Annotated in this window: 24 protein-coding genes; 7 read left to right on the top strand and 17 right to left on the bottom strand. The window is 52.2% G+C overall.

Translation table 11 applies throughout. The annotated features are described in order from the left end of the window. Positions 1-3 precede the first annotated feature (3 nt). The 3 genes from ACFSW8_RS09565 to ACFSW8_RS09555 all read right to left on the bottom strand — a co-directional run bounded on the left by ACFSW8_RS09565 (position 4) and on the right by ACFSW8_RS09555 (position 3,834). Entirely contained in the window at positions 4-1,782 is a 1,779-nt protein-coding gene (locus ACFSW8_RS09565) for a Na/Pi cotransporter family protein (protein ID WP_377091095.1), read from the bottom strand. A 10-nt stretch (positions 1,783-1,792) separates the two neighbouring features. Next, complete coding sequence (gene ppk2 / locus ACFSW8_RS09560; protein ID WP_377091094.1) at positions 1,793-2,581, bottom strand: polyphosphate kinase 2; 789 nt, start codon at positions 2,579-2,581, stop codon at positions 1,793-1,795. A gap of 86 nt (positions 2,582-2,667) precedes the next feature. Beyond that, positions 2,668-3,834, bottom strand: a complete 1,167-nt coding sequence (locus ACFSW8_RS09555; RefSeq protein WP_377091093.1) for a KamA family radical SAM protein — start codon at positions 3,832-3,834, stop codon at positions 2,668-2,670. Positions 3,835-3,957: 123 nt separating this feature from the next. Between ACFSW8_RS09555 and ACFSW8_RS09550 the strand changes: the two genes are divergently transcribed. Beyond that, a complete protein-coding gene (locus tag ACFSW8_RS09550) occupies positions 3,958-4,611 on the top strand; it encodes a helix-turn-helix transcriptional regulator (protein ID WP_377091092.1) in 654 nt (217 codons plus the stop codon). A 253-nt stretch (positions 4,612-4,864) separates the two neighbouring features. Here the strand turns inward: ACFSW8_RS09550 and ACFSW8_RS09545 are convergent, their stop codons facing one another. The 5 genes from ACFSW8_RS09545 to coaD form a co-directional block, all read right to left on the bottom strand. Further along, complete coding sequence (locus ACFSW8_RS09545; RefSeq protein WP_377091090.1) at positions 4,865-5,692, bottom strand: phytoene/squalene synthase family protein; 828 nt, start codon at positions 5,690-5,692, stop codon at positions 4,865-4,867. Between the two features lie 104 nt (positions 5,693-5,796). Further along, positions 5,797-7,059, bottom strand: a complete 1,263-nt coding sequence (gene lepB, locus ACFSW8_RS09540) for a signal peptidase I (protein WP_377091088.1) — start codon at positions 7,057-7,059, stop codon at positions 5,797-5,799. A gap of 53 nt (positions 7,060-7,112) precedes the next feature. Next, positions 7,113-8,525: an efflux transporter outer membrane subunit gene (locus ACFSW8_RS09535; RefSeq protein WP_377091087.1), complete on the bottom strand. Its 1,413-nt coding sequence runs from the start codon at positions 8,523-8,525 to the stop codon at positions 7,113-7,115. Beyond that, positions 8,525-9,508, bottom strand: a complete 984-nt coding sequence (locus ACFSW8_RS09530; protein ID WP_377091086.1) for an AAA family ATPase — start codon at positions 9,506-9,508, stop codon at positions 8,525-8,527. The genes ACFSW8_RS09535 and ACFSW8_RS09530 overlap by 1 nt, the downstream gene beginning before the upstream one ends. Positions 9,509-9,612: 104 nt before the next feature. After that, positions 9,613-10,095, bottom strand: coding sequence for a pantetheine-phosphate adenylyltransferase (gene coaD, locus ACFSW8_RS09525; RefSeq protein ID WP_377091085.1), 483 nt, complete (start codon positions 10,093-10,095; stop codon positions 9,613-9,615). Between the two features lie 197 nt (positions 10,096-10,292). Here coaD and ACFSW8_RS09520 point away from each other — a divergent pair, with 197 nt between their 5' ends. The 4 genes from ACFSW8_RS09520 (at position 10,293) to ACFSW8_RS09505 (ending at position 14,777) form a co-directional block, all read left to right on the top strand. Further along, entirely contained in the window at positions 10,293-12,374 is a 2,082-nt protein-coding gene (locus ACFSW8_RS09520) for a TonB-dependent receptor plug domain-containing protein (protein WP_377091084.1), read from the top strand. Between the two features lie 139 nt (positions 12,375-12,513). After that, positions 12,514-13,026, top strand: a complete 513-nt coding sequence (locus ACFSW8_RS09515; protein WP_377178069.1) for an RNA polymerase sigma factor — start codon at positions 12,514-12,516, stop codon at positions 13,024-13,026. A 1-nt stretch (position 13,027) separates the two neighbouring features. Then, a complete protein-coding gene (locus ACFSW8_RS09510) occupies positions 13,028-14,302 on the top strand; it encodes a hypothetical protein (RefSeq protein ID WP_377091081.1) in 1,275 nt (424 codons plus the stop codon). 88 nt (positions 14,303-14,390) lie between these two features. Then, entirely contained in the window at positions 14,391-14,777 is a 387-nt protein-coding gene (locus ACFSW8_RS09505) for an ApaG domain-containing protein (protein WP_377091080.1), read from the top strand. A gap of 166 nt (positions 14,778-14,943) precedes the next feature. On the opposite strand, the gene ACFSW8_RS09500 is transcribed toward ACFSW8_RS09505, so the two are convergent. The 4 genes from ACFSW8_RS09500 to ACFSW8_RS09485 are packed head-to-tail and all read right to left on the bottom strand — an operon-like array spanning position 14,944 to position 18,975. Further along, positions 14,944-16,230 (bottom strand): M16 family metallopeptidase, encoded by a 1,287-nt coding sequence (locus ACFSW8_RS09500; RefSeq protein ID WP_377091079.1) that lies wholly within the window; start codon positions 16,228-16,230, stop codon positions 14,944-14,946. A gap of 3 nt (positions 16,231-16,233) precedes the next feature. After that, positions 16,234-16,899, bottom strand: coding sequence for a 2-C-methyl-D-erythritol 4-phosphate cytidylyltransferase (gene ispD, locus ACFSW8_RS09495; RefSeq protein WP_377091078.1), 666 nt, complete (start codon positions 16,897-16,899; stop codon positions 16,234-16,236). 7 nt (positions 16,900-16,906) lie between these two features. Further along, entirely contained in the window at positions 16,907-17,359 is a 453-nt protein-coding gene (locus ACFSW8_RS09490; RefSeq protein ID WP_377091600.1) for a GatB/YqeY domain-containing protein, read from the bottom strand. 59 nt (positions 17,360-17,418) lie between these two features. Next, a complete protein-coding gene (locus ACFSW8_RS09485) occupies positions 17,419-18,975 on the bottom strand; it encodes a hypothetical protein (protein ID WP_377091077.1) in 1,557 nt (518 codons plus the stop codon). A gap of 103 nt (positions 18,976-19,078) precedes the next feature. Here ACFSW8_RS09485 and ACFSW8_RS09480 point away from each other — a divergent pair, with 103 nt between their 5' ends. Next, complete coding sequence (locus ACFSW8_RS09480) at positions 19,079-19,540, top strand: ExbD/TolR family protein (RefSeq protein ID WP_377091075.1); 462 nt, start codon at positions 19,079-19,081, stop codon at positions 19,538-19,540. A 143-nt stretch (positions 19,541-19,683) separates the two neighbouring features. Here the strand turns inward: ACFSW8_RS09480 and tdh are convergent, their stop codons facing one another. Beyond that, positions 19,684-20,709 carry an L-threonine 3-dehydrogenase gene (gene tdh, locus ACFSW8_RS09475; RefSeq protein ID WP_377091074.1) on the bottom strand — a complete coding sequence of 342 codons (1,026 nt, stop codon included), beginning with the start codon at positions 20,707-20,709 and terminating at the stop codon, positions 19,684-19,686. Between the two features lie 397 nt (positions 20,710-21,106). Between tdh and ACFSW8_RS09470 the strand changes: the two genes are divergently transcribed. Next, positions 21,107-22,633, top strand: a complete 1,527-nt coding sequence (locus ACFSW8_RS09470; RefSeq protein WP_377091072.1) for a PhoH family protein — start codon at positions 21,107-21,109, stop codon at positions 22,631-22,633. Here the strand turns inward: ACFSW8_RS09470 and ACFSW8_RS09465 are convergent. The 4 genes from ACFSW8_RS09465 to ACFSW8_RS09450 form a co-directional block, all read right to left on the bottom strand. Beyond that, positions 22,621-23,436 (bottom strand): TatD family hydrolase, encoded by an 816-nt coding sequence (locus tag ACFSW8_RS09465; RefSeq protein ID WP_377178067.1) that lies wholly within the window; start codon positions 23,434-23,436, stop codon positions 22,621-22,623. The two genes, ACFSW8_RS09470 and ACFSW8_RS09465, sit on opposite strands and share 13 nt — an antisense overlap. Before the next feature lie 16 nt (positions 23,437-23,452). After that, positions 23,453-24,550, bottom strand: coding sequence for a tRNA 2-selenouridine(34) synthase MnmH (mnmH, locus tag ACFSW8_RS09460; protein ID WP_377091070.1), 1,098 nt, complete (start codon positions 24,548-24,550; stop codon positions 23,453-23,455). 31 nt (positions 24,551-24,581) lie between these two features. Further along, positions 24,582-24,713, bottom strand: a complete 132-nt coding sequence (locus ACFSW8_RS09455; protein WP_377178065.1) for a hypothetical protein — start codon at positions 24,711-24,713, stop codon at positions 24,582-24,584. A 141-nt stretch (positions 24,714-24,854) separates the two neighbouring features. Then, complete coding sequence (locus ACFSW8_RS09450; protein ID WP_377091068.1) at positions 24,855-25,751, bottom strand: hypothetical protein; 897 nt, start codon at positions 25,749-25,751, stop codon at positions 24,855-24,857. Between the last annotated feature and the right edge of the window lie 19 nt (positions 25,752-25,770).

Here is a 25,770-nt window from a genome sequence, read left to right as displayed (position 1 = left end):
GGGTTAGCTATCAGCTTTGGCTAGGATAAGTTGTTGTTTGGAGATGCGTTTAGCGTGGTTGTATATGCGCTTCATGGTATTGATAAATTCCATTTCGACTTTATAGATAGCGAGCCTGTTAGGTTGGGAGGCTGTCAGCATACTCGCTTGGTGTTCGAGAGACATATGGATGTGTTCTTTGATTTCGAGTGAGCGGTCGAGGACTTGGCGTGCGAGGTCTGGGTCGTCGTGTGAGATTCCTTTTGCGCAAAGTACTGAGGCTCGCCAGACGGATTTATAGGTATCACTCATCAGCTCTTTCATTTTAGGGCTAGGTACGACGTGTTGTGAGCGTGCTTCGATGAGGGCCTCGACGAGATCTGTTGCGAGTGTGGAGCTGATGCTTTGGAGGTAGTTGCATGCTGTTAGGATGAGGAGCAGTTGGTTACTGTCGTGTTTATTCATACCGTCACGGTTGAGCATGGAGAGGTACTCGAGGATCGATTGGATGAGTGTGCTGATATCGTCTTGGCGGTGGGCAATTTCTCTAAATTGTTCAATTTTTGCATCCCAGCCAGCTTTTTGGAATCGAGAGAACATTTCGTCGATAAACCCTTCGATACGACCGATTTCTAATTGGGCGCGTTGGAGGGCGAGGGCGGGAGTGGCGAGGAGCTCTTTGTCCAGATATTGGGCGGTCATGACGGGTTCATCCGTCGATGGGCGTTCTGGGACGATCCAGGTGCAGAGGCGAGCCAGGGGGCCAGTGAACCAGATAAAGAGCACGGTGTTTGCGACATTGAAGAAGGTGTGGGCATTGGCAATTTGGCGGGGCACCTCGGCTTTCATTTTTGCGGTGCCGGTGAGCTCGTCAGATGATGGAGAGATGTCCCTCACAATTTCGCAAAACTCAGGAATGAACCAGACCCAGATCAGGACCCCAAATACATTGATGAGGACGTGTGCGATGGCAGCTCTAACAGCTGATCTATTTTTGCCGATGGCGGCGAGGATGGCGGTGATGCAGGTACCGATATTTGAGCCGAGAGCGAGTGCGACTCCAGCTTCTAGGGTGATAAGTCCGCCGCTGGCCATGGCTATGGCGATCCCAGTGGTGGCGGCGGATGACTGGATGAGAGCTGTGAATCCAGCTCCAACGAGAATTCCCAACATCGGGTTATCCATGCGCTGCATGAGTTCGAGGAATGCAGGGTATTCACGCAGTGGGGCCATGGCGGCTCCCATCAAACCCATGCCGAAGAAGACGAGGCCGAGTCCCATAATGGTGTCTCCGTATTCGCGGGCTTTTTTACGTTTTGCGCCGACGCGTAGAAGGAAGCCAAGGGCCACGGGGAGCAAGGCGTATTGGGTGATATTGAAGGCAATAATTTGGGCGGCGATGGTGCTACCGATATTGGCTCCCATGATGATGCTGATCGCCTGGGTGAGGCTCATGAGGCCGGCACTGATGAAGCCTACGACGAGGACGGTGGTGACGGAGGAGGAGTTGAGTATGGCGGTGATGATGGCCCCAGAGAAGGCACCCATGAAGCGGTTGCCCGTCATTTTCTGGAGGAAGCGTTTCATGCCATCACCGGCTACGGTGCGGACTGCATCCGTCATGATCTCCATGCCAAGTAGGAAGATCGAGAGTCCACCAAAGAGCTGCATAATGACAATGCCCCAATCGATGTCCATCTCCTCAGAAGGAGTACCGGCGGCGAGGAGTGACTGGCAGCTCAGAGTGAGGAGGGCGACGAGGAGGCTTACGCGTAGCCAAATTTTGTTAGGAAACAATCGCATGAATGTGTGCTTAATATCGTTCGGGGATCCAGTGTCTATTTTTCACGGAGGCGATTGAGTCGTAGGCGCCGTCTTGTATGGGTGGGGGGAGTTGGATTTGATCTTGGGGGAGTTTTTCGTAGGGGATCATGCTGAGGAGGTGTGAGATACAATTGAGGCGAGCTTTCTTTTTATCATTGGAATTCACGAGGTTCCATGGGGCCCAATCGGTATCGGTAGCTTCGAACATTTCATCACGAGCGCGGGAATAGGCGAACCAGCTACGGCGGGATTCTAGATCCATGGGGCTGAGTTTCCAGCGACGCATGGGGTCATTGATACGTTTGAGGAAGCGTTTTTCTTGTTCCTCATTGGTTACATTGAGCCAATATTTGATGAGGATGATGCCTTGATCTATCAGGGACTTTTCAAAGTTGGGGACGGTACGCAGGAAGTCAGCGTGTTCTTGTGGGGTGCAGAAGCCCATGACTTTTTCGACACCGGCTCGGTTATACCAGCTTCTATCGAAGAGGATGACTTCACCTGCAGCGGGGAGGTGTGCGATGTAACGCTGGAGGTAGATTTGAGTTTTCTCGCGGTCGGTAGGGGCTGGGAGGGCGACAGTGCGGAAGACGCGGGGGCTCACGCGTTCGGTGATGCGTTTGATCATGCCTCCTTTACCCGCGGCGTCTCTACCTTCGAAAATAACAACGACTCTGAGACCTTTGGCTTGGATCCAACTCTGGAGGTGGACCAGTTCAGTCTGTAGGTACTCGAGGGTGCGGAGGTATTCTTTTTTGCGGTGTTTTTTATGCGACATACTTTGAGAGGGTGAATGAGCATCGTACAGGAATTCGTTAGACGAGGAAACTCATAAATCTCTCAGGTTGTCGTGCATTTGTGGAGTTATTCTAGAAATGCCGGCATGCTGTTAGGCTCTGGATAGATGAACTCTTTTCCTTCGTAATTTCTAAGAACAACTTGGTTGTCGGTATGTTGGACAACATAGTTAGGGTTGAGTGGAATTTTTCCGCCTCCGCCTGGGCCATCGATTACGTATTGTGGGATGGCGTATCCGGATGTGTGGCCACGCAAGCCTTCGATAATTTCTAGGCCTTTACTGACACTGGTGCGGAGGTGTGAAGACCCTTCGATGAGATCGCACTGGTAGAGGTAGTAGGGTTTGACTCGGCACATGAGCAATTTGTGAACGAGTGCTCGTTGTGTGATGACGTCATCGTTGACACCTTTGAGGAGGACTGATTGGTTGCCGAGAGGGATGCCGGCTTCTGCGAGTCGAATGAGGCCTTGTTGGACTTCAGTGGTTAGCTCCTTTGGGTGGTTAGTATGAATGGAGATGAAAAGTGGATGGTGCTTTTTAAGCATTGCGCAGAGTTCGGGAGTAATGCGCTGGGGGAGGAAGATTGGGATGCGTGAGCCGATACGGACGAATTGGATGTGAGGGATTTGGCGCAGGCGTGTGAGAATGCGGTCGAGTTTGGCATCAGTAAAGAGGAGTGGGTCACCGCCTGAAAGGAGAACATCACGGACACTTGGTGTGTTTTCGAGGTATTCGAAGGCTGCTTCGTACTGGGTTTCGAGTTGTTGTTCGCCGACACCTGAGACCACGCGTGAGCGGGTGCAGTATCGGCAGTAGGAGGCACAGCGGTCGGTTACGAGGAAGAGGACTCTATCTGGGTAGCGGTGGACGAGGCCTGGGACGGGCATGTGAGAATCCTCACCGCAGGGGTCTGAGAGCTCCGCTGGGTCTTCCCAGGTTTCTTCGATACGTGGAATGATTTGTCGGCGGATTGGGCAATTGGGGTCGTCTTTATCGACGAGGTTCATGTAGTGGGGGGTGATCGACATGGCGAGCTTGTTGCCGGAGAGGAGGATACCAGAGCGTTCTTCTCGGGTGAGATTGATTTTGGATTCAAGCTCTTCGAGTGAGTTTATGCGGTTACGCAGTTGCCATTTATGGTCGTTCCATTTCTCCATCGCTTCTAGTGGCCAGTAGCCTGGTGCGTGCGATTGGATATTCATCGATCGATCGTATTCGTCTGCGCTGCTCATGTGTTTAGCGATAGTAAGGTGATTTTTGAGGATGTCAAAAGGGGGATGGTAAATTTGTTTAACTGAAATTAACTATCTTTTAGAGTCGCCAATTTCGTTAAAATAGAGAAGTGTGGGCCGAGTATGTTTTCGGAAGCCTTTCGTGATTTAACTAAGCCGCACGTGCTCAATATATTAGAAGCCTTGAAGAAGTCTCAGGGGATGACGGTGAGTGAGCTTTCTAAGGCGGTGGAGTTGAGTTATATGGGTGCCAAGCAGCATTGTGAGAAATTGGAAGCATTAGGGTTTGTAAAAACTTGGCGGGTACCCCGCAAGGCGGCTGGGCGGCCGGAGAAGCTTTATATTTTGACGGAGAAGTGTGCGCATTTATTTCCACAAGCTGGGGTGGATTTGACTTTGAATGTGATGGAAGGGGTGAAGCGATTTTTTGGAGATTCGGCTCCTGAGAAGATTTTGTTTCACCACTATGAACAGCAGCGCTCAAAGTGGGCGACACATGTGAGCAAGGGGAAATCGATGGTGGAGAAGGCGACGCGTTTGGCGGATTTACGAGAGAAGTCAGGGGTGTTTTGTCAGTGCCATTACACTAGACAGGGGGGATTCAGAATTGAGGAATACCACCATCCGATGCAGGAGATTTTTGATCGTTATCCCTCAGCCATTTTGCAGGAGGTAAGGATGATGGAGCATCTGTTAGGTACGCGAGTCGAGCGTGTGGTGCAGCCATTGGAGAAAGGTGGGGAGCTTGTGATCTACCGCATAGGAGTGTTAGGCTAGGCGGTTAGCCAGACTTAGGGTGCGGTCACGGGTGATGGAGCCGTGCTATACCATCTCTCGACTCGGAATAGACGAATGGAGTGTGGTTGAGTCTTGTGAAGTTTGCGCTTCGCGAATTTAGAGTAAATCGGATTATCTTACCGAATGTCATCGTTGTCATTCAGTTGTCCCGCGCGTGCGGGAGGCCTTCACTGGGCCTTGATATTCTGCAAGCTCATTCCGACCATTGTCCATTCCGTTTCGCTCAATGGTATTAAAATCCGAGTTGGGTACCAAAGAGGTAGACGAGTTTTTTCCATTTTGGCAATGAATAGCGCTGGTCGAAGACTTGGAAGTTATCATCGCGCATTTTTTTAAGGATGCCGTGGTAGATCCGGCGCATGCCTTCAGCGGCGCGGAGGGCACGTTTATCGCATTCAGGGAGGTTTTCGATAGCTTCTTGGTAATAGGCTTCCGCGCGTTCAGCGATATAGTGCATCATGTTGATGAAGCGGCCATCATAGACTTTGCCGATGAGGTCACGCTCGGTGTACTGGAAGCGGTCCATATCATTGAGTGGGATGTAGATGCGGACGCGGTCAGCTAGGTCTTCGCCCACATCACGAAGGATGTTAGTGAGTTGGAGGGCGTGGCCGAGGGCGACGGCATATTTTTTTGATTGTTCGCTGGTGCAGCCGAAGATTTCGATAGAGATGAGTCCAACGATACTGGCGACGCGGTAGGTATATTCTTTAAGTTCGTCCCAGTTAGCGAAGCGGCGATGGGGGTTAAGGTCTGATTCACAGCCTTCGATGAGGTCGAGGAAGAGTTGGTTGCTGATGCCGTAGCGGTCGCGCAGCTGGAGAGTTTCCTTTTGTAATGGTGTCTCAGGTTTGCCGTTGGGGGAGAAGCATTGAATCCAGGAGTCGAGGCCGGCTCGTTTTTCCTCCATAGGGATATCTGGTTCATCTGCTAGATCATCAATGACGCGGCAAAAGGCGTAGAAGGTGACCATGTCATCGCGTCTGTCTTTAGGGAGGCAGAGGAAGGCGAAGGCCAAGTTAGATTTTGCCTGTTGGGTGATGGTAGCTGCTTCGGACATTGTAAAGAGTTCCCCAAATCGCGGGGCAATTTGGGGAAGTAGGAAGTTGGCAGGGTGTTATGTTAGGGGATGTGTCAGGGGTGATTTCTGAGTGGTTGATAGATTTAGTCGATGAAGCCCCAGTGTCCTGAACCGAATGGCCAGAGCGCAATCATGGCTGGACCGACGAGGTTAAATTCTTTGACGGTGCCCCACATCCGGGAATCTGAGGAGTTAGAGGAATTATCGCCCATGGCCCAGTATTCGGATTTTCCAGTGGAGGGTTTATCCGCGAGACGGACATAGCGTCCTGGGGCAAGCCTTTGGAGGCTTTGGTATCCGCCGTAGCCATTGGCATTAGATTCGACGCGCAGGACGCCTGGGGCCTGCATTTTTTCGTCGTCGATATAGACGAGGGCTTGTTCGCTGATTTGCATGACTCCGAGTTTTCCGTCGGGGCGAGCGAAGGTGAGAGTGCGTTGGTTACCGCCTTTGAGTTCGACTTTTTGTCCTGGGGTGGCGATGAGGCGTTTGATGTAATGTGAGCCGACTGGGGTACCTGAGCGAGCCGCTTCATCGTGGATACCTTTGATTTCGCGGGTGTCGAAGACGAAGACTTCGCCATCTTTGGGGGCTCGGAAGTGGTAGGAGAATTTGTCGACGAGCACGAGGTCACCGGTTTCTGTGTAGCCTTCGGCAATGATAAAACCGACGGGAAGGCGCACTTGGGTAATCTGGAGGAGGCGTTCATTGAGGTTTTCGCTCATTTTCCCTCCGGCGAGTTCTTCGAATGCTTTTGTATTGATTGCTTCAGCGAAGGCTGTGGGTGAGCCTGCGATATTTTCGGTACGGCCACTTTCAAAGGTGATGACGGTACGTGAGAAGAAGTGGAATTGTTGTTTGGCTTCGACTTTGGTGATGCGGTCACCTTTGGTTTCATTGACAACGGAGAGGTAGCTGCGGCCGTGGGTGACTTCTTGGGCGAGTCGGATGGGGAGGGCTGGCCATTTGTCTTTGGATTCGACGTGGCCGATGATGCCGTTGAGGGTTGGGCGCATGGAGCCGGTGGGGATACGGAATGGCTGCAGGTAGTAGGCTCGGAGGCCTAGGGCTACGACGATGGCAACGAAGAGGACTTCGACATTTTCAGCGACAGCGTCAGGTGCCTTGTAGCGTGGGAGTGCTTGTTCACAACAGGCTTGGAGTTGTTTTCCAGCTTCTTTGGTTTCTTCTTTGGAGCCAGCTTTCCAAGCATTTTTGAGGTCCTCACGGCGGGATTCAATTTCATCGATACGGTCCTCCGCGAGGAGGTCACGTTTGTAGTTGATGAATTTTTTGGCGCCCTTGTAGAGGTGCTTCGCCTCTTTTTTCCATTTTGGAGTGAACATAATAATGTGGGAGGAGATTGGCAGCCTTATGCTAGATGAAAAGCATAAATTCGCTACGACTTTGGGGCGGGTGTGGTGTAGTCGCCGCCTAGGGCAAGGTGGAGGTCGATGCGGTTTTGGAGCCTACGATTTTTGAGTGCCAGGAGTTGGGCGCGCGAGTTGTTAGCGCGTCTTTGGGATTCGAGAATTTCGAGGATCCCTGAGTTGTCGAGGCCTTCGGAGTAATCCATTTCGGCGGACTTTACGGCGAGTTGTGCCTGGCGGACTTCGACGAGGAGGAATTTTTCTTGTTCCGCGAGTGAGCGGTCGGCCGCGAGGGCGTCTTCGACTTCGCGGAAGGCGCGGATGGCTCGGTCGCTGAAGTCGTAGATGGAGGCTTTATTGCGTTCTAGAGCGGCTTGAGCTTCGGCTTTGAGAGCGCCACCACGGTAGATGTTTTGGGTGAGGGAAGCTGCGGCGCTGGCGGCGAGGAAGTGTGGGTTAAAGACATTCTCGATGTTAGCGTTCGAGCTGCGCAGTGAGCCGGTGAGGTCGATGGAGGGGAGGAGGTTTTTCTGGGCGGCGTCGGCGCGCATAGCAGATTGGTAAACTCGGGATTGAGCAGCTGCGAGATCTGGACGACGGATGAGCAATTCTGAGGGGAGGCTGGCGGGTGGGTTTTTGGTAAGTTTTGGGAGTTTGAGTGAACCTTTGAGGCTAGCAGATGGGTAGCGGCCGAGTAGTTGTTCGAGTTGGCGGGCGGCTTCATCGCGTTGTTGAGTACGGCTGCGTAGGCTTCGTTGAGCTTGGGCGACGTTATTGCGGGAGAGCTGGACGGCGAGGGCGCGGGTGCCGGGTACACCGGCTTTATAGTTTCGCTCGACGATGGCGTTATTTTTATTGAAGGACGCGAGGATGTTTTCTGCGAGTCTGAGTTGGTTTTCAGCAGTGATGAGGTTGCACCAAGCTTTCGCTGTATTGGCGGCGAGGGAGAGGCGGGCGCCACGGAATTCGTATGCGTCAGCGTAGTAGCCGGAATAGGAGGCGTCACGGAGGTCGCGGAGGCGGCCCCAGAGGTCAGGTTCCCACGAGGCATTGAGCCGGATGTTATAGCTTTCGGTATAGACTCTGGCATTGTCACCATTGCCGAGTCGGGTGCGCGAGCCGCCAGCGCCCGCGGTGACGGTGGGAAGCAAGGCAGCTTGGGCACCGATGGTGCCTTGCTTAGCGGCGCGGAGTCGCGCAGCGGAAGCATTGAGGTTGGGGTTGTTGGTCAGGGCTTCGTTAACGAGGCTCGACATTTCCGGGGAATTGAATTCCTCGAGCCACCCGGAAGAGATTTTTTTATGTTGTCCTTTTGAGGCTTCTTTCCAGCTACTGGGGGCGTTGACGACCGCTTTCTGGGTGCTTTTTGTGGGCACGAGGTCGGCGCAGGCGGTGAGGCCTATCAAGCAGCAGGTCGGGAGAAGAAGACGAGTGAGTGGCATTATGGGACGATAGTTTTCTGGAGGATGCGTTCGACGATGGTGTCGGTGCTAATTTCTTCTGCTTCCGCTTCGTAGCTGGGGAGGATGCGGTGGCGCAGGACGTCGGGGGCGAGGTCCTTGACATCTTGAGGGGTGACGAAGGCACGGCCTTGGGTGAAGGCGCGGGCTTTTGCAGCCAGGGCGAGGTTGATCGTGGCACGTGGTGAGGCCCCTGCGCGAATGAGCGGGACGAGGCTCGGGTCGACGCCGGATGGGTTCCGGGTATTGTGCACGAGCTCGACAATGTACTCGCGCACAGCTGGGTCGATGTAGATTTGGTTTACGATGTCACGGCTTTTAGAGACGGTTTCGGTGTCGACGACTTGCTTAGTGGCGGCGACTTTTCCGGAGGTTGCCATGCGGTCGAGGATCGTGAGTTCTTCTTGCTTGGAGGGGTAATCGACGGTGACTTTGACGAGGAAGCGGTCGAGCTGTGCTTCGGGGAGGGTGTAGGTACCTTCTTGGTCGATTGGGTTTTGGGTCGCCAGGACGAGGAAGGGGTCGGGAAGCGGGTAGGTGGTATCGCCGATGGTGACTTGGCGTTCCTGCATGGCTTCGAGGAGGGCGGATTGGACCTTTGCGGGCGCGCGGTTGATTTCGTCGGCGAGGATGAGGTTGGAGAATACCGGGCCAAGTTTGGCGGAGAATTCGCCACTTTCTGGGCTATAGATCATGGTGCCAAGCAGGTCGGCAGGAAGGAGGTCAGGGGTGAACTGCAAGCGGGCGAAGTCGGCTTTCATGCAGCCAGCGAGGGACTTGATCGCGAGTGTCTTAGCGAGTCCAGGGACACCTTCTAGGAGGATGTGGCCGTTGGTGAGGAGGCCGATGACGAGGCGGTCGACGAGTTCTGCCTGACCGACGAGGACTCGAGCCATTTCATTTTTGAGGGCCTCTACCCAGCTGTGGTGTTTTTCGACTTCTGCAGAGAGTGCTTCGTGATCCATGAGTTGCTTGTTACGTGGGTTAGGTTTCTAATGTTTCTGAAATCTTTAGTGGGGGGGCGTGTGCTGAGCTAAGCGTGTGGGCTGATGGGCTTTGTCTAAATTGCTTAGGCTTCGAGCAGCTTGTCCATGACGGGAGCTGGAACGTAGCGGCGGACAATGTCTTCCCATCCTTCGGGGCCTGTGAGTCCCTTAATCATGCTCGATGAGAGTTCTGCGATGTCGCGTGGGGGCATGAGGAAGGTGGTGGTGATATCGCGTGCCATGTCGCCATTGATATGACGCATGACGCGTTCGTATTCATAATCGCCAGGCGAGCGGATGCCGCGGAGGATGTAATGGGCGTCGACTTCTTTGGCGTAGTCAACGAGGTAGCGGTTGTCGAAGTGGCTGATGGTGAGTCGGTCACAGCTGGGGAGGGAGTCGCGCAGCATTTGGATACGGTCTTCGACAGAAAAGGTGTAGCTTTTCGAGGGGTTCGATCCGATGGCGACATAGAGGTGGTCGAAGAGTTCGAGCCCTTGTTCGATCATCCAGAGGTGGCCATTGGTGGGGGGATCAAATGATCCCGCGTAGACAGCAGTGCGCATGACTGTGTTTTGCGTTAGATTTGGTCATTTGTCATCTGAATTTATTTTTTATGAGGGAATCTTTTCCTAGCAAAATGCGGGGTGTGGGCAAAGAAAGTGGTCTTATTGAGAATTATTTTCAATAAGGTCTAATTTTCTGATGGCAATGAGCGTTGCATGTGGGTAACCCCGTCTATCTACATACGAAAAACCGAAATATGACAACGATTCCGTCACGAAACCTACGATTCGTCCTGCCCTTAGTGAGCTTAGTGAGCCCTGTATTGGCGCAGGACTTTCTTGAGCCGACAGTGGTGAGTGCTTCGCGCATTGAGCAGGAGCAGTTAGATACACCCTACAGTGTGGCCGTTATTGATAAGGATCAGATTATCAACGAGCAGATGCGCACAGTACCTGAAGCATTACGCAATGTATCAGGGGTGTTGATTCAGAAGACAACCCACGGACACGGCAGCCCGTTTATTCGTGGTTTTACTGGCCGCCAGAACCTTTTGTTAGTGGATGGTGTGCGCATGAATAATTCGACCTGGCGCAGTGGCCCTGTCCAGTACTGGAATACTTTGGATGTGTATGCGGTGGATCGCATGGAGCTGGTGAAGGGACCTGGCTCTGTGATGTATGGTTCTGATTCCCTGGGGGGGACACTCAATTTATTTAGTAAGAGTGCGCTGTATCGCGACGCGCAAGGGTTCTTCCAGGACGGTGGTGTGTACTACCGTTTTGACACGAACAGCCAAAGCCATGTGGGGCGCCTTGAGCAACGCATTGGTGAGGGGGGGAAATGGGGGTTGCATTTGGGTGCTAGTGTGAAGAGCTACGGGGACATTCGCGATAGCTTTTTTGGGCAGATGAATCGTACTGGCTACCCAGAGCAGAATGTGGACTTAAAGTATAGCTATGCATTGAGTGACACGACGCAGATGGATCTGGCATTCCAGTACCTCAATCAGGATGATATTTGGCGTTGGCACAGTACGACGCTGAGTGAGCGTGGCAATAATGGTACAAGCTGGGTGCATCAGGATCACGTGACTGAAGCTGGGTCATTGGACTACCGTTATTATGATCAAGAGCGCTTTTTGACCTACGCGAAGTTCTCTGGTACTGAGGGGGCTGGCTTGCTCGAGCAATGGACTAGCACAATTTCCTATCAGAAGTCACAGGATTCGGAGACGCGCAGCGACCCACGCTGGGGAGTGGCCAATGTGCAGACATTTGGTGCGAGTTTTCAGGCGAGTTCGGCGACTGGCCCAGGTCAATTGATTTGGGGTGGTGACTTTTACCACGACGCGGTGAAGACGGACGCGAGCGACCCGAGTCGTCGTCCAGTGGCTGATGGCTCACGATACGATTCCTTCGGGGCGTTTGCTCAGTACAACTGGGATGTCGTGGAGAACTTCAACTTTGACCTCGGAGCGCGCGCTAGTTACTTCGATGCGGCTTGGGACAGAGCGTACAACCGCAATTTAGGGCGCGACGAATCTGGGAGCGGCAACTGGGGGGACATTTCCTTTAGTGCGCGTGGTACCTATTCATTGAGCAACGACTGGGCACTCTACGGTGGGGTATCTGAAGGTTTCCGGGCACCGAACCTAGCGGACTTGACTGGTTCTACTGTTTCTCGTTCACGCGACGAGGTGATTGGGTCTTCGGACTTGGATGCTGAGAAGGTTTTGAGTTTTGAATTGGGGACGAAAGCTGATTGGCGTGATGTGACGATGAGTGTGGCAGGCTTTTACACAGCGATTCGCAACCCGATCACGAGTGCTGAGCAGACTATTGATGGCGTGGATTACCTGCGTCTGACGAATGGAGAGGAAGGTTACATTTGGGGCTTTGAAGGGGATGCCGCCTGGCGCATCACTGAACAATGGGAGCTCTTTGGCAATCTCACTTATCAGGACGGAAAGCAGAAGTCGCGTGCTGAAATTGGCGGACCAGTGGTCGAGGACACCGTGTCTCGTCTGATGCCTTTATCGGGCAATGTGCGCCTGCGTTGGACCCAGACAGGAGGTAAGTACTGGGTGGAAGGGCAGGTCTTAGGAGCTGTGACTCAAGACAACCTTTCACGACGTGATGTCGGCGATGACCAACGTATTCCAAGCAATGGCACACCTGGCTATTTGGTGGGATCGGTCCGTGGCGGCTGGCAAGCGCAGGAGAACCTGCTTGTGACACTGGGTATCGAGAACGTGAGTGATGAAGATTACCGCGTGCACGGCTCTGGCCTAAATGAGACTGGCCTGAATGCCTTGTTAGGCATCAAGTACGATTGGTAAGTTCAATCGATTTGTCGTTATTCATATGATCCGAGGTTCTGGATGGGCCTCGGATTTTTTTTGTCTTTTTTCTAAGAAAGACTTGGTACGGGCGTTTTAGAGGTAAATAGTGCAAGCAATGGGCACTAGGAATCTAGACATGATCACGACCCCAGAACAGTTGGTTGAACACGCGCTCAAGGAGTATGAATCACCACTTATCGGCTTTGCTATAGGCATCGTACGTGATCAGGAACGTGCACGCGATGTGGTTCAAGACACCTTTATTCGTCTCTACAAGCAAGATGTAGAGAAGGTGAAGGGGGGCTTGAAGAGCTGGTTGTTCACGGTGTGTCGCAACCGCGCCCTCGATGTCTTGCGCAAGGAAAAGCGCATGGTCGCGAGTGATGAGACGCTTTTTGAGAATGAAGCGAGCAATGTGGCGGCACCCGATAGTTCTGCAGATGTGCACGAAAGGCTAGAAGAGGTGCAAAAGACGATGGAAGCACTCAGTGAGAACCAACAGAAGGTGATACGGCTCAAGTTTGAACAAGGCATGAGTTACCAAGAGATCAGCGAGGCCACAGGGCTGAGTTCGAGCAATGTTGGTTTTTTATTACACAATGGACTTAAGAAGCTCAGAGAGCTGTTACCCAAAGACATTTTAAAATAGCATGAAACTAAGTAAGGATGACCCCAGACTCACTGCTTATGCATTTGGTGAACTCGATGCGCAGGAGACCCGCGAGGTGGCTCAGGCGCTGAGGTCTCAACCAGATTTGCAAAAGGTGGTGGATGAATTACTTGCGATTGAGGCATTATTCAAGAATGAGCAAGAGGAGCAATATCGCTTGAGGCCCGAGCAACGTGCTGCCATTTTTCAAGCGAGTGAGGTGCCGCAGAATGTGGTGCATATTCCAAAGCGATCATGGAACCGTGGAGTGGTTGCTGTCTTAGCGAGTGCGGCAGCTGTGGTGTTGACATTGACTGTGCTGCAACGTCCAGCTGCGACAGATGAAGAAGCATTGGCGGTGATGGATTGGGAGCAATGGTCCGATCTTGAACTGACGGGGCGCACGCAAGCGAGTTCCCAAAGCTGGGAGCAAGTTGCTGAGCCTAGTGCAGATAGTTCGGTTGATGTGAAAAAGGATCTCACGCAAGCGATGCGTTTGCATGCGAGTTCTCTTCACGAGGAAGTCGAGCGACGCGCTGAGAGTGGTGGCTTGGCTGCACCGAAGCAGTTAGAGACAGTACGTGGCTGGAGAGAGCCCGTCGGAGGGGACGCGGTACGCGTGCCATTATCAGCAGGCAATGCTAGCATGGCTTGGGTGCGGAAGGCACTATTGGAGAAGGTGATGCCGGAGCCTGCGGTGGTACGTGCTGAAGAATTACTTAATGAACGACCACTGAGCCAAGAGGTGGATCTGCAGGTGGGGGCCTTGGGTGTCTCTGTCGAGGTGGTGCGATCACCATGGTCGGATGGTGAGCTGTTAGTGTTCATTGATTTTATTGGACGTGAGGCGTGTGATGCTGAGGCGGCATTGGTGTTTGATGAGGTGGTGAAGTTCTACAAACTTGTTGGTTATGGTGGTGAAGGGGACAATGAGGCGCCTGCCGGAAGACGGTTTGAAGCACAGTCAGGTCACAAGGTAGCGTATCGCATTCGTCCGGAAGCAGGGATAGCTGAGGATGCTGGTCTAGGTGATTTAAAGCTTCGGGTCGCTGAGCAGAGTGGTCAGCTGAAGGTGAGGGGGAGTGCAAAGTCGTGGCAGGAGTTGAGTAATCCGCGCAAGTTAGATGTGGCAGTACTCACTTGGGCGTATTGGTTAGAGAACCCTAGTGACACAGAGATGCGTGCATTGTTAGAGAAACAGATTGCTGAAAGTGATGCGGTGGATGCTCCGGAGTTAGTGGACGCGATGGCGGCGAGCTTGAGGCTTGGCCAGTAGTAATCTGAGAGTGGGTGGCTGTTGATCGGCACTCAAAAGCTGTGGGTTCGGGTTGCTTTCGACTGATGGTGTGTATTAAGCTTCTGGCGTGAAGCAGACATTTGCAAATATCCCTGGATTGACCGTTAGGGTAGACAATGTCATGTACGTGCCGAGTCTTGAGGCACCTGAAGATAAGCCATTTGCCTTTGTTTATTTCATCAGCATTCTCAACAATTCTGATGAGGCAGTGACTATCAAAGGGCGAAAGTGGGTGGTGACTGAGGCTGATGGTGAAGTGACGGTGGTGGAGGGAGTCGGAGTCGTTGGAGAAACGCCAAGGATCGTTCCGGAGGAGGAATTTACCTATAACAGCTACCATGTGATCAAGCATGACGCCGAAGTCGAGGGGGCGCTTTTTGGGCGTACTGATGGTGGTGACATCTTTAGCGTTCGCATCCCAGACTTTTCCTTGAGATTGCCTTTATCAGACTGAGGTAGGAGCTGCTTCTATTAGGCGATGTGGAGAAATTGCTTCACAGTGCGAACAGGTAGAATATGAGATGAAAAGTCATCGAGCTATGTGAGCATAAACTCGTGCTTTGGGGCTCATTGGGCACTTCGCTGTGTTGGCAGTTGTCCACTCCTCAATTATGGCCTAGCTAGAGTTGAGAGAAGGGCTCAAGCAAGGCACGCACATCTCTTTCACGGTGTGGGCCGATGCTAGCGATGGCAAGATTTTCAGTTTTGAATGTGTGTGTGGCGAGTGTGTGGACTTGGTCGAGGGTGACTGAGTTGAGGCTATTACGTGCTTCTACTGGGTCGATAATTTTGCCGAAGGAGGTAAGTGAATCACCCATCCAGCTCATTTGGGCGTGGGTGGTTTCGAGTCCTATGCGGGCTTGGCCGAGGGCGTAGGATTTTGCTTGGTTGAGCTCATCTTGGGTGAAACCGTGGTGGAGGATGTCAGTGAGGACTTTGTGGAGTGCGTGGGTGCTTTCTTCGAGTCTATCGGAGTCGAGGCCAGCGTGGATTTCGAGTGTGCCAGTATCTTCGTAGAGGCTAAAGTCGCTGGCGATGTGGTAGCACAGGCCACGTTTTTCACGTAGTTCTTGGAACAAGCGCGAGCTCATGGTTTCGCCTAACAACAGGCTGAGCATGCGAAGGGTTTGTCGGTTATCTGAGTGTCTACCGGTGGTGTGAAAGGCGAGGGCGAGGTGGCTTTGCTCAATGTCTCTTTTATCGTGGAGTAGGGGGACTGAGCCGGAAAACGGGATGGGGGAGAATGCTTGGAATGGGCTTTTTGGGAGGCTTTCTTTAGGGAGGTGTTGGAGCACGAGTTCCATGACTGTGCTGTGCTGAACATTTCCGGCGACCACGACACTTATGCCAGCACTTCTGTAGTGTTGGTCGGTAAATTTTTTGAGTGAGTCGGCATTGATACCAAGGATGGAGGCTTCAGAGCCGGTGATGGACCTGCCGAGTGGGTGGTCTGGCCAGAGGGCGAGCGAGAGTAGGTCGTGGAGGTGATCGCTCGGATTCTCTTGGTACATGACAATCTCTTCTGCGATGACTTCACGTTCGCGTTCTACTTCTTCGAAGGGGAAAGTGGAATGCCAGAGCATGTCGCTCATGACTCCGAGCAGGTGGGGGAGGAGCTCTGATGGGCCACGCGTTTCTAGGCAGGTTTGGTCTTCTGTGGTGAAGGCGTTGACGGTGCCGCCTGCGCCCTCGATAGCGATGGCGAGATCGAGGGCATTGCGCTTGTCAGTTCCCTTGAAGATCATGTGTTCCGCGAAGTGTGCAGAGCCATTGATGGCGGCCTCTTCGTGTCGGCTACCGACGGGGATGTAAATGCCGACAGACACCGATTCAAGGTAGGGCATTTCGCAGGTGGCGATATGGAATCCACGAACGTGATCGTGGTGGTATTTGGGCGCGGGAGCCATGTGTTAGGCTGAGAATGTAAGTAGATGTTCAGCGAGTGCGAGGTCTTCGGGGAAAGTAATTTTCAAGTTGGGGCTCGCATTGGGCTGCAGGAAGGTGGGTACACCGATTAGTTCGAGAGCCGAGACTTCGTCAGTGACAAGGCTGCCTGAGCTTTCGACGTTAGCGTAGGACTTCAGCAGAAGTGATTTATCAAAGATTTGGGGTGTTTCCATGAGCCAGAGGTTTTCGCGGTCTACTGGCGACTGGATGAACTGGTTTTGGTCGGCGCGTTTGACTGTTTCGGTGACGCGTCTTGCGGAGGTTGCTGCCTGGTGATCTTTAGCGGCAGCTAGAGTGCTGAGAATTTGTTTTTCAGTGATGAGAGGGCGTGCACCATCGTGGACTGCAACCCAGCGGGAGTTGGGGGAGAGGGCTGCTAGTCCGTTAGAAACTGAGTTATGACGGTCTGCTCCGCCATCGACTCTGATGAGCGGCTTGTCGGTTGGCTGTAGCTCGAGCTGAGCAAAGCGTTCTTCTGGGCAGACGAGTATAAGTTCCTCGACTGCTGGGCAGAGGAGGAAGGTTTGGATGGAATGCTGGAGGACGGGAATTCCGGCGAGTGGGGCCATGAGTTTATCAAAGCCCATTCTTCTGCTGGAGCCTGCAGCAACGATGATGGCAGAGAGCATGGTGGTATTATGAGAGGGCCTGCATCACGGCCTGAGAGAGGGTTTTGCCGTCGGCGCGACCTTCTGTTTTTTTCTGGAGTAGGCCCATGACTTTACCCATATCTGCGCGGCTTGAGGCGCCGGTTTCAGTGATGACTTGCTGGACGATGGTGGCAATTTCATCGGCAGTCATGGCTGCGGGGAGGTATTTCTCGAGGACCGTGATTTCTCCGAGCTCATTCTCTGCGAGTTCTGGGCGACCGGCTTTATTGAATTGCTCGACTGAGTCTTGGCGTTGTTTGATTTGTTTACGGATGATTCCCATGATGGCGGCATCATCGAGTTGGGCATCGGCATTGCCTTCTTGGATGGCGGCATTTTTGATTGCAGTTTTGAGTGCTCGGATGGTGGTGAGAGCTACCTTATCTTTGGACTTCATAGCGTCCTTCATATCTGCAGTGAGTGTGTCATTGATGCTCATACCTGCAATGTGGCGAGCAATCATCGTGGAGACAAGGGCTGAGTTTGTTTAATTGTCAGCTAGGGGCTGAAATAGCGGAGGCGGTAGAAATTCTGAGATGAGGGTAGTGGACTGGGCTCTGAGTAGAGAAGCGAACCTTGAGCATCACTTTGAGAGGTAGTGAGTGTGAACCAATCAATGAGGTTGTTACTGCGTTCGATTCTATAGGTGTGGTTTGGAGAAAGTTGGGAGAACTGTATTTGGTAGTCTCCCGATTGATTGATTGTTAGCTGTGGGGGAGCATTGGTTTTGAGATCAACCCTCCAGGCAAGGGCGAAGGTGGTGTCATTGCCTGTGGGCATATTTACCTCTAGGGTGTAGTTGCCTGGTGCGAGGTTCTCGAGCCAGATGTGTTCGAGGTTGTCGTAGGGGCTATCAGAAACAAAGATGGGGGTTCCCGAGCTATTTGTGATAGTTAATGAAAGGTTCGACAAGGAGTCATAGGAGCTGATCCAATTTCTTCCAGAACGGGTTCTAGTGACTGTGCGGTTCCAGCTGAGGTTTGCTGAGATGGTTGCTGAACTGGCGTAGTCGGGCACTGAGAATGCATATGTAATGGATTCTGCGGCAGTGATACTGGTGTGGTCCCAACCATAGCGAGGAACGTCGGTATTTTTTTGAGCGTCCGCAGCGAGCAGGATTCTGAAACTATTGAGAATATTAATTTCACCAGCTCCGTAGAGTACGTCAATCGGCTTGGTGCTGGTGTTACTCCAGTTAGGGAATTTTGATTTATCTGCACCAGCAAGGAGGATTGACTTGAGAGTGAGTTGTTGCTGGGCCAGCGATGAATCATGGGTTTGGGCTTGGGCGTGGAGGACAGCGGCGATTGAGGCACAGGAGCCTGTGGAGGAGCTGGTGGTGGTTGCTGGAAAGACAAGTTCTGGCTTCTGGCGTTTTTCTCCATGAAAATTACTAGGAACAGTGCCAGCACTATGCAGACCATCAGATCTGCCTATGGTAATATTATTATAGGCGTGGCTCCATATGTGAGGGAGTGTGGTACTGGAATTGTTATTTGCACCTGATATATGAAGGATGTTGCCCTCTGCAGCCGAGTAATCAAAGGCGCGGCAGAAGCGTTCGGACTTTTGTTCTTTTGTCTCGGTGACTTCTTCTGTTTCGCTATCGATACTATCAGCAAAATTTCCGATATAAGCATGGCTCATGACGTTTTCACTCCAAGAGCTTGGATAAGAGATAATCAAATTTAGAAAGCGATTGGTGCCATAGACATTGGCTTGGAGTATATCTGGGCTGATACTAGATTGGTTGCCGAAAAAGCGTTTTGCTACTCCTGTGGCGTGACCGGAGTAGGTGAGGGTTTCACCGTAGACGTCATTGATTGTGATGTCATTAAATTCAGATTCACTCGGGTTGGGAGCATATATCGAGAGCTTGTCACTGCCGTTTTCGGCTTCGACCATACCAGCAAACACGGTGTTAGTCACTGGGAGTATAACCCCTTCTTCCTGCGTCCAAGTCTGCAGGTCTGACCATCCCACTTCGTTACGCCAGTTGGCACTGGCCGTGAAGAGTGGAATTGTTAGAAGAAGGGTTAATTTTAGAGGTTTCATTGAGTAGGAAAGGTAATATAAGTGCGTCTAGTTCCTGGTAAAGGGTAAATTTGTCGGCTGTGATAGCTAATAAAACCGTAGAGGTGTCCGTTGGTTTCAATGTATGAAAACAAAACCCCGTTCTTTATTCCGAGGCAATGAGGAGGAGCATCCTGTAGATGTCTCTTCATTGATTGATGTGTGTTTTTTACTGCTGATCTTTTTTCTCGTGACGGCAACGATTATGCCGCGCGAATCGGACTTGGACATGCAGCTTCCATCGCCTGGGGTGTCTGCACCGGTGGATGATTTAGTTTTGAGGATATGCGTGGGAGCAGATGACTCGATATCGATTGTTCAGGACTCGGGAGGAAGTGATGTCCTTGAGACAGATGGAGGGGTACGGATATTACCGGTATTGGAAGAGCGCATTGAAATGATGCAAATGGCGGCTAGTCCGAACAAGCTGTTGGTGCAGATTGATGTGGAGGATGATGCCTCTCACCAACGATTTATCGATGTGATGAATTGTCTGAGTGAGAAGGAAGTGGAGCAGATTTCTTTGGTGACTCGAGGTGAATCCTAGTGCCGATTCGAGTTACGAAAGAGGTGAGTGATCCTTGCTAAGCATTGCAGAGTAGCTTTGGTACGAAAAAAAAATGTCTGGCGGACTTGAGAGTCACGCCAGACAGAGAGTCAGCAATGGGGGGAGTGTGTGGGGAAGCTCGCTTATTCCCAATCGAGAACGATTTTACCGGATTGGCCGGAGAGCATGGTTTCGAAGCCCTTGGCGAAATCCGTGTAGTGGAATCGGTGGGTGATGACTGGGCTGATATCAAGGCCAGCGCGTACCATGGAGCTCATTTTGTACCAAGTTTCGTACATTTCGCGGCCGTAGATTCCTTTGAGGATGAGGCCTTTGAAGATGACTTTATCCCAATCGATAGCGACTTTTTCGGGGAAGATACCGAGGAGGGAGATTTTGGCACCGTTGGAGCTATGTTCGAGCATGTCATTGAGGCCGCTGGGGTGGCCTGACATTTCGAGGCCGACGTCGAAGCCTTCGGTCATGCCGAGTTCGGCTTTGACATCGGTGAGATTTTCTTTGGAGACATCGACGACGCGGGTCGCACCCAGCTTTTTGGCGAGGTCGAGTCGGTATGGATTCACATCTGTGACGACGACATTACGGGCGCCAGCAAACTTAGCGACAGCAGCCGCCATACAACCGATAGGGCCTGCTCCGGTGATAAGGACGTCTTCAGCGACGAGATCGAAGGAGAGAGCAGTGTGGACAGCATTGCCGAGTGGATCAAAGGTAGAGACGATATCATCGGGGATATCAGGGTGGATCTTGTAGGCATTGGCAGCTGGAATGACGAGATATTCAGCAAAAGCACCAGTGCGGTTTACTCCGACACCTTCTGTGTTTGGGCAGAGGTGGCGGCGTCCAGCCAGGCAGTTACGGCAGTGGCCGCAGACGATGTGGCCTTCACCAGAGACGCGTTCACCGACGGTGAAGTCGTGTACGCCTGCGCCGACTTCGGCGATTTCACCGCAGAACTCGTGGCCCACAGTCATGGGTACGGGAATGGTCCGTTGGGCCCATTTATCCCATTTCCAGATATGAAGGTCAGTGCCACAAATGGATGTCTTCTTGATCTTAATGAGGACTTCGCCAGGACCTGCAGTAGGTGTGGGGACTTCTTCGAGCCAGAGGCCTTCTTCGGCTTTGGATTTTACGAGTGCTTTCATGGTAAAAATCGTCAATGGACGGCTGCGTGTAGCAGATCACTGGCGTCTGAAAAGGTCAAACCCAGTGCTTTGCTAAATAATAATCTTCTGTAGTCATTTTGTGCATAGTTATGGGGGAGGGAAGTTGGACTGAGGGCGAAAAAAATCGGATAGGATGCAGCGTGCGCAAGTCCACGTTTATCAAGTGATTGTTGAGAGTTGTGGGTGGTGTGGGCCGAGCTTGGCAGTAGATTGCTGTTTACATTTAGACGCAGGTGGTGCGATAGTTTAGATAACTTGATAAAGTTTTTCCATGTATCACAGCATGCTGTGATTGATCAGGTCCTCAGTAGGCGGGGGATACTGGCTCAGCGTCATCGCCTACAGCAAAACCCAAGTGTATTAACCCAAATAAACCATGAGTTCACCAACAAAGTCATCTGTTTCAACGCAAGCTCGGAAGGTAAGCAAGTCTAAGACCGAATCTCAGAGGACCAGCAAGCGGCTACAAGAGTTTGGCATCAAGGCCCCGAATCAGACCGCGAAGAACTTTGTGTTAGATACGAATGTGTTACTTCACGATCCTGGATGTTTGAATCGCTTTGCCGACAACCACGTCTGTATTCCGGCGGATGTATTATCTGAGTTAGATAAATTTAAGAACGAGCAATCTGAGCGTGGGGCGAATGCACGGCGGGTGCACCGGAGGCTCACTGAGATTTTTGGTACGAGCCAGCAGGTAACAAGAGGGGTGAAGACGGAGGGGGGAGGAACCGTACGTTTGGTGATCTATGATCCAACATTTTGTATGGAGAACTCTGAGATGCTGGCGCAATTTTTGCGTGTATTTCCGGACCGGGAGCGTGTGGACCACCGGATTTTAGCGGCTACATTGTTATTATCTGAGCACAACAAGACGCCAGTGGTACTGGTGACAAAGGATTTGAACATGCAGCTCAAGGCTCGTGCTGTGCACATTAATTGTCAGGATTATTTGAACGACAAGGTGGATCCGAGTGAGGTCTCGAATTATGACATGCGGAGTGTGGAAGTGGATGCGAGTGAGTTGCAGAGGTTTGCGAGCACTGGGCATTTAGAGATTGAGCACGAGCGGAGGTCTGGAGTGGTGTTGAATCAATACGTTTTACTGCAAGCGGGTGAGAAGCAAACGATGCCGGCGCGTTTGGATGCTGACGGAGTGTTTGTGCGTTTACAGATTCCCGATGTCTTGCGCATTCCTGACGGTCATCATTTGAAGCCATTGAATTTGGGACAGAAGTGTTTGATTGATGCTTTGTTGAACCCAGAGATTTCCTTGGTGACTTGTTATGGGCAGGCTGGCACCGGAAAGACCCTGGTAGCTGTAGCTGCGGGTTTGAGTGAGATGTTCAATCGGGAGTACAACGGAATCACGATCAGTCGTCCGGTAGTAGCAATGGGTGACCAGATTGGTTTCTTGCCCGGTGATTTGGATGACAAGATGCGGCCATGGTTGCAGCCTATTTACGATGCTCTTGAGTTATTGATGTCTCCGCCAGCGAATTTGCATCAGGGACCAAGGAGGAAGCAGGCCAAGAAAGAGGCCGCAAATAAGGCTGTGGCATCAGCCAAGCCTTGGGAGCCATTGATCGAACAAGGGCTGATAGAGATAGAAGCATTGTGCTACATTCGCGGGCGTTCTATTCCTAACCGCTTCTTTGTGTTAGATGAAGCTCAGCAACTGACTCCGTTGGAAGCGAAGACGATTGTGACTAGGATGTCTCGCGGATCAAAATTGATCATGGTGGGCGACCCTGCGCAGATTGATAATCCGTATGTTGATAGCCGGAGTAATGGCTTAGTGTATACGCGGAATCGATTGAAGGGGCAGCCCTTCACAGCGCACGTTTCACTCTCACGTGGTGAGCGCAGCCCCTTGGCAGAAGCGGGTGCTCAGCTGATGTGATGAGGGTGGGTTTCGAGGAAGAAGTGCTCGAAGTTTGAAGTTACTTGATTGGCCAGTTGTTGGATGGGTACCTCTAGCAACTGGCTGAATCCGTGATAGATACCAGAGAGGTTGATGGGGGAATTGTGTTCACTAGAATCTGAGTAGAATGCTTGTGGTGGGAGCATGTCTGGGGCATCAGTTTCGATGAGGACGCGGTCAGGTGGGAGGTATTTAAAGACGTCTTGGACGTTTTTCTTTTTTGGGTGTAGGAAGTAGCCGGAGAAGGAAAAGTAGGCGCCGAGGTCGAGTAGTTCGCGGGCGGTTTCGCGTGAACCACCGAAGCTATGGAGGAGGAAGCCTCGGGAGGGGAGTGGATTTTGGTGGAGGGTCTCGATGAGCCAGCCCCAGGCTTTCAGCACGTGAATGCTGAGGGGGAGGTTGTTTTGGGCAGCAAGTTCTAGGTGAGTGGTGAATGTGCGGATTTGGTTTTCTTTATGCGGGTTGGGCATCCAGCGATCTAGTCCACATTCGCCGACGCCGACGATTGGGTGTTTGGCGAGGAAGTGTTTGAGTTGTGGGAGCCATTCATTTTCATCGCTTGGGGTGTGCCAGGGGTGGAGGCCGAATGACGGGACAATGATGTCGGGGAACTTGGTGGCTAGGTCGCTAACGGATGGCCAGTCGCTGGGCGAGGTGCCATTGACGACCATTTTTTTGATGCCGGCAGATTGGGCCTTTGAGATGAGCAAGTCAGGTGAGGAAGTGAGCCTTGCATCTTGGAGGTGGTTATGGGCATCGAAGAAGCTGAGGGAGGTGTCCATAGCGACTGATGGGGAGTTAGAATTGTTTGATGAGCTGGTTGGCTCCGTCAAGGAAGTCCTCTTCTAGGATGCTTTTGATTGGCAGCGCGTGTTTGGGGGCTTGATAGATTGAGCCCTCTTCCCCGGGTTGCCGGTAGCTAAGGTCGTAATGGTCGATCAAGATGGAGCGCAGAAAGGCATCCCAATCATTGTTTTTGATGGCATCTTGCCATTGGTCGACTTGTTGATTGCCTCTGAGTCTACGGAGTGCTTGGAGCAGTTCAATGAGTGACTCTGGGGAATCTGAGAAATGCGGGTAGTCTTGCTTGAGCAATCTGATGCGTTCCTCGACGGGGAGTTCGAGTTGGACGACTGTTGCGGAGGAGAGCTTTTGCCAGAGTGCTGGGGGGCAATGGACTTTTCCGATGCGATTGCTTTCGGCTTCGGTCCAGATGATTTGGCTTTGGTCGAAGTTACTGAGTGTGTGCCAGAGTTTTGTTTCGAATTCCTTTTGGCTGGGTTGGCAGCCGGTGGTGGGGTCACCTAGCAACGAGCCTTTATGGTTAGCGAGGTGTTCGAGGTCGAGGATTTGTTGGCCACAATTTTTTAAGGCTTGGAGCATCCGGGTTTTTCCGACGCCAGTGAGGCCTGAGAGGACGACGATTTTGAGGCTGGGAGCATTGAGTTGTTGCGCGAGGTCTTCGACAAGAAATTTACGGAATGCGCGGTAGCCTCCATCGAGCACTTTGGCTTCCCAGCCAATGGAGCTGAGGATATGGGTAAAGGATCGTGAGCGCATTCCCCCACGCCAGCAATAGAGGAGAGGGGTGTAATCGGCTGGTTTACCAGAGAGGTGGTTGAGCAAGTGATTGCCCGCGTTTACGGAGATGAGTGCTGCACCGAGTCGGCGGGCTTCGAAGGGGGATTGCTTGTAAAGTTTGCCTACGCGCATGCGTTCCTCGTCGCTGAGGACTGGGAGGTTGGTAGCACCTGGGATATGGTCGACTGCAAACTCAGAGGGGGAGCGGACATCAATGATTTCAGAGAAGTCGTTTAACTCAAGTGGCAGGGAAATGGATTCTATGTAGTGCACACGAGGTGGAATGCAATGGGCGCGCTGGGCAAGAGCCAGCATGTTGGCTGGATGGGCAAATGAAGTAAGTGGGCTAGCGCCAGCCTAATTTTTCTTCACGCTTTTCGACTTGTTTTTGGGTGACTTTTTCAGATTGCCAAGGGGTGCCGATGACGGGTTCTTGGTAGATGATTTCACCACTGGAATCTCGTACAGTTTGCTGCATGCAGGAGCTGAACAGCAGCAAGCTGAGAGAGGCGACAAGGCACTTAGGCACTAATGGAAGTGTGGTCATGTCTCTGAGTATAAAGTATCTGAAGAGCGTTTCCTAGCATTAGGCGCTCATGAAAGATTCATCAGTTATTTACTAGAATGTGTAGCCGAGGTTGACGCCAAGGAAAGGTGCGTTGTCGTAGTCTTTACGTAGGATGCGATTGCCTTGGCTGTCGTCGAGCACTAGGTCATTGGCAAATCCAACACCTGCAATGAGAGAGGTTTGGATGTTATTGGTTGCTTGCCAAGTGAGAATGCCGAACACAGGGATGCTATTGTCTTCACCGATAGCGTCTTTGAGAAGGACGTTAGAGTCATCGAGACGGAAGCGAAGGCGCTCGCTACGCGCACCGAGTGTGAAGCGGAGATTGTCATTGATATCCCACTTTACGGCGAGACCAGGTCCGAGTGAGGCGCCCACGGTAGAACCTGTGGTGAGGCTCATGTTCTCGCAGAATTGCCAATCGATAACGAGGATGGGGAAGACACTGGCGGAATCTTCAAGTTGGCCTACGACGCCGATGCCGGGACCGATGGTGAGGGTGTCACTGAAGGTATAGGAGGCACCAGCGAGGATACCACCGGTGAGGGTGTCACTGAAGCTTGCGCCGCTTTCTCCTGAAGTTCGGATGTTAGGGATCGCAAAGAAGTCCCATTTTTCGTCATACTTATAGCGCATGAAGAGGCCGAGGTTACCAGTGTGGACATCGTCCCAGGGTGAGAGGCTGGTAAAACTACCGACGGGGCCCGATTTAAAATCGTAGCCATGGTAGTGGTATGAGGCGCTGAGGGCGACGAAGAAGTCGCTATCTGGGTTTGTGAGTGGGATTCCGCCGGTGAGGTGGAAGAAGTTTTTGGAGATTTCACCACCGCCATCGACGTCAGTAGCGAAGTCATAGATGTAGCCGGTTTGGAGTGGGGCGCGTTCGATGGCGTAGGTCGTGGAGCTGAGTGTGGCTGCGAGTGCGCAGGCAAAGAGGTGTTTTTTCATGGAAGAATACAGTGGCTAG

Source organism: Rubritalea tangerina (assembly GCF_042683245.1).
Lineage (GTDB): Bacteria > Verrucomicrobiota > Verrucomicrobiia > Verrucomicrobiales > Akkermansiaceae > Rubritalea > Rubritalea tangerina.
This window is presented reverse-complemented; position numbering and strand designations above follow the sequence as displayed.

Excerpts from the sequence above, each read along its gene's own strand:
- ACFSW8_RS09535 (WP_377091087.1), bottom strand. The coding sequence starts at position 8,525 with ATGCCACTCACTCGTCTTCTTCTCCCGACCTGCTGCTTGATAGGCCTC.
- ACFSW8_RS09470 (WP_377091072.1), top strand. The coding sequence starts at position 21,107 with ATGAGTTCACCAACAAAGTCATCTGTTTCAACGCAAGCTCGGAAGGTA.
- ACFSW8_RS09500 (WP_377091079.1), bottom strand. The coding sequence starts at position 16,230 with ATGGCTCCCGCGCCCAAATACCACCACGATCACGTTCGTGGATTCCAT.
- ACFSW8_RS09465 (WP_377178067.1), bottom strand. The coding sequence starts at position 23,436 with ATGGACACCTCCCTCAGCTTCTTCGATGCCCATAACCACCTCCAAGAT.
- ACFSW8_RS09530 (WP_377091086.1), bottom strand. The coding sequence starts at position 9,508 with ATGGATCACGAAGCACTCTCTGCAGAAGTCGAAAAACACCACAGCTGG.
- ppk2 (WP_377091094.1), bottom strand. The coding sequence starts at position 2,581 with ATGTCGCATAAAAAACACCGCAAAAAAGAATACCTCCGCACCCTCGAG.
- lepB (WP_377091088.1), bottom strand. The coding sequence starts at position 7,059 with ATGTTCACTCCAAAATGGAAAAAAGAGGCGAAGCACCTCTACAAGGGC.
- ACFSW8_RS09455 (WP_377178065.1), bottom strand. The coding sequence starts at position 24,713 with ATGCAGCAAACTGTACGAGATTCCAGTGGTGAAATCATCTACCAAGAA.
- ispD (WP_377091078.1), bottom strand. The coding sequence starts at position 16,899 with ATGCTCTCTGCCATCATCGTTGCTGCAGGCTCCAGCAGAAGAATGGGC.
- ACFSW8_RS09490 (WP_377091600.1), bottom strand. The coding sequence starts at position 17,359 with ATGAGCATCAATGACACACTCACTGCAGATATGAAGGACGCTATGAAG.
- tdh (WP_377091074.1), bottom strand. The coding sequence starts at position 20,709 with ATGAAAGCACTCGTAAAATCCAAAGCCGAAGAAGGCCTCTGGCTCGAA.
- ACFSW8_RS09565 (WP_377091095.1), bottom strand. The coding sequence starts at position 1,782 with ATGCGATTGTTTCCTAACAAAATTTGGCTACGCGTAAGCCTCCTCGTC.
- ACFSW8_RS09515 (WP_377178069.1), top strand. The coding sequence starts at position 12,514 with ATGATCACGACCCCAGAACAGTTGGTTGAACACGCGCTCAAGGAGTAT.
- ACFSW8_RS09510 (WP_377091081.1), top strand. The coding sequence starts at position 13,028 with ATGAAACTAAGTAAGGATGACCCCAGACTCACTGCTTATGCATTTGGT.
- ACFSW8_RS09450 (WP_377091068.1), bottom strand. The coding sequence starts at position 25,751 with ATGAAAAAACACCTCTTTGCCTGCGCACTCGCAGCCACACTCAGCTCC.
- coaD (WP_377091085.1), bottom strand. The coding sequence starts at position 10,095 with ATGCGCACTGCTGTCTACGCGGGATCATTTGATCCCCCCACCAATGGC.
- ACFSW8_RS09550 (WP_377091092.1), top strand. The coding sequence starts at position 3,958 with ATGTTTTCGGAAGCCTTTCGTGATTTAACTAAGCCGCACGTGCTCAAT.
- ACFSW8_RS09485 (WP_377091077.1), bottom strand. The coding sequence starts at position 18,975 with ATGAAACCTCTAAAATTAACCCTTCTTCTAACAATTCCACTCTTCACG.
- mnmH (WP_377091070.1), bottom strand. The coding sequence starts at position 24,550 with ATGCTGGCTCTTGCCCAGCGCGCCCATTGCATTCCACCTCGTGTGCAC.
- ACFSW8_RS09555 (WP_377091093.1), bottom strand. The coding sequence starts at position 3,834 with ATGAGCAGCGCAGACGAATACGATCGATCGATGAATATCCAATCGCAC.
- ACFSW8_RS09480 (WP_377091075.1), top strand. The coding sequence starts at position 19,079 with ATGAAAACAAAACCCCGTTCTTTATTCCGAGGCAATGAGGAGGAGCAT.
- ACFSW8_RS09520 (WP_377091084.1), top strand. The coding sequence starts at position 10,293 with ATGACAACGATTCCGTCACGAAACCTACGATTCGTCCTGCCCTTAGTG.
- ACFSW8_RS09545 (WP_377091090.1), bottom strand. The coding sequence starts at position 5,692 with ATGTCCGAAGCAGCTACCATCACCCAACAGGCAAAATCTAACTTGGCC.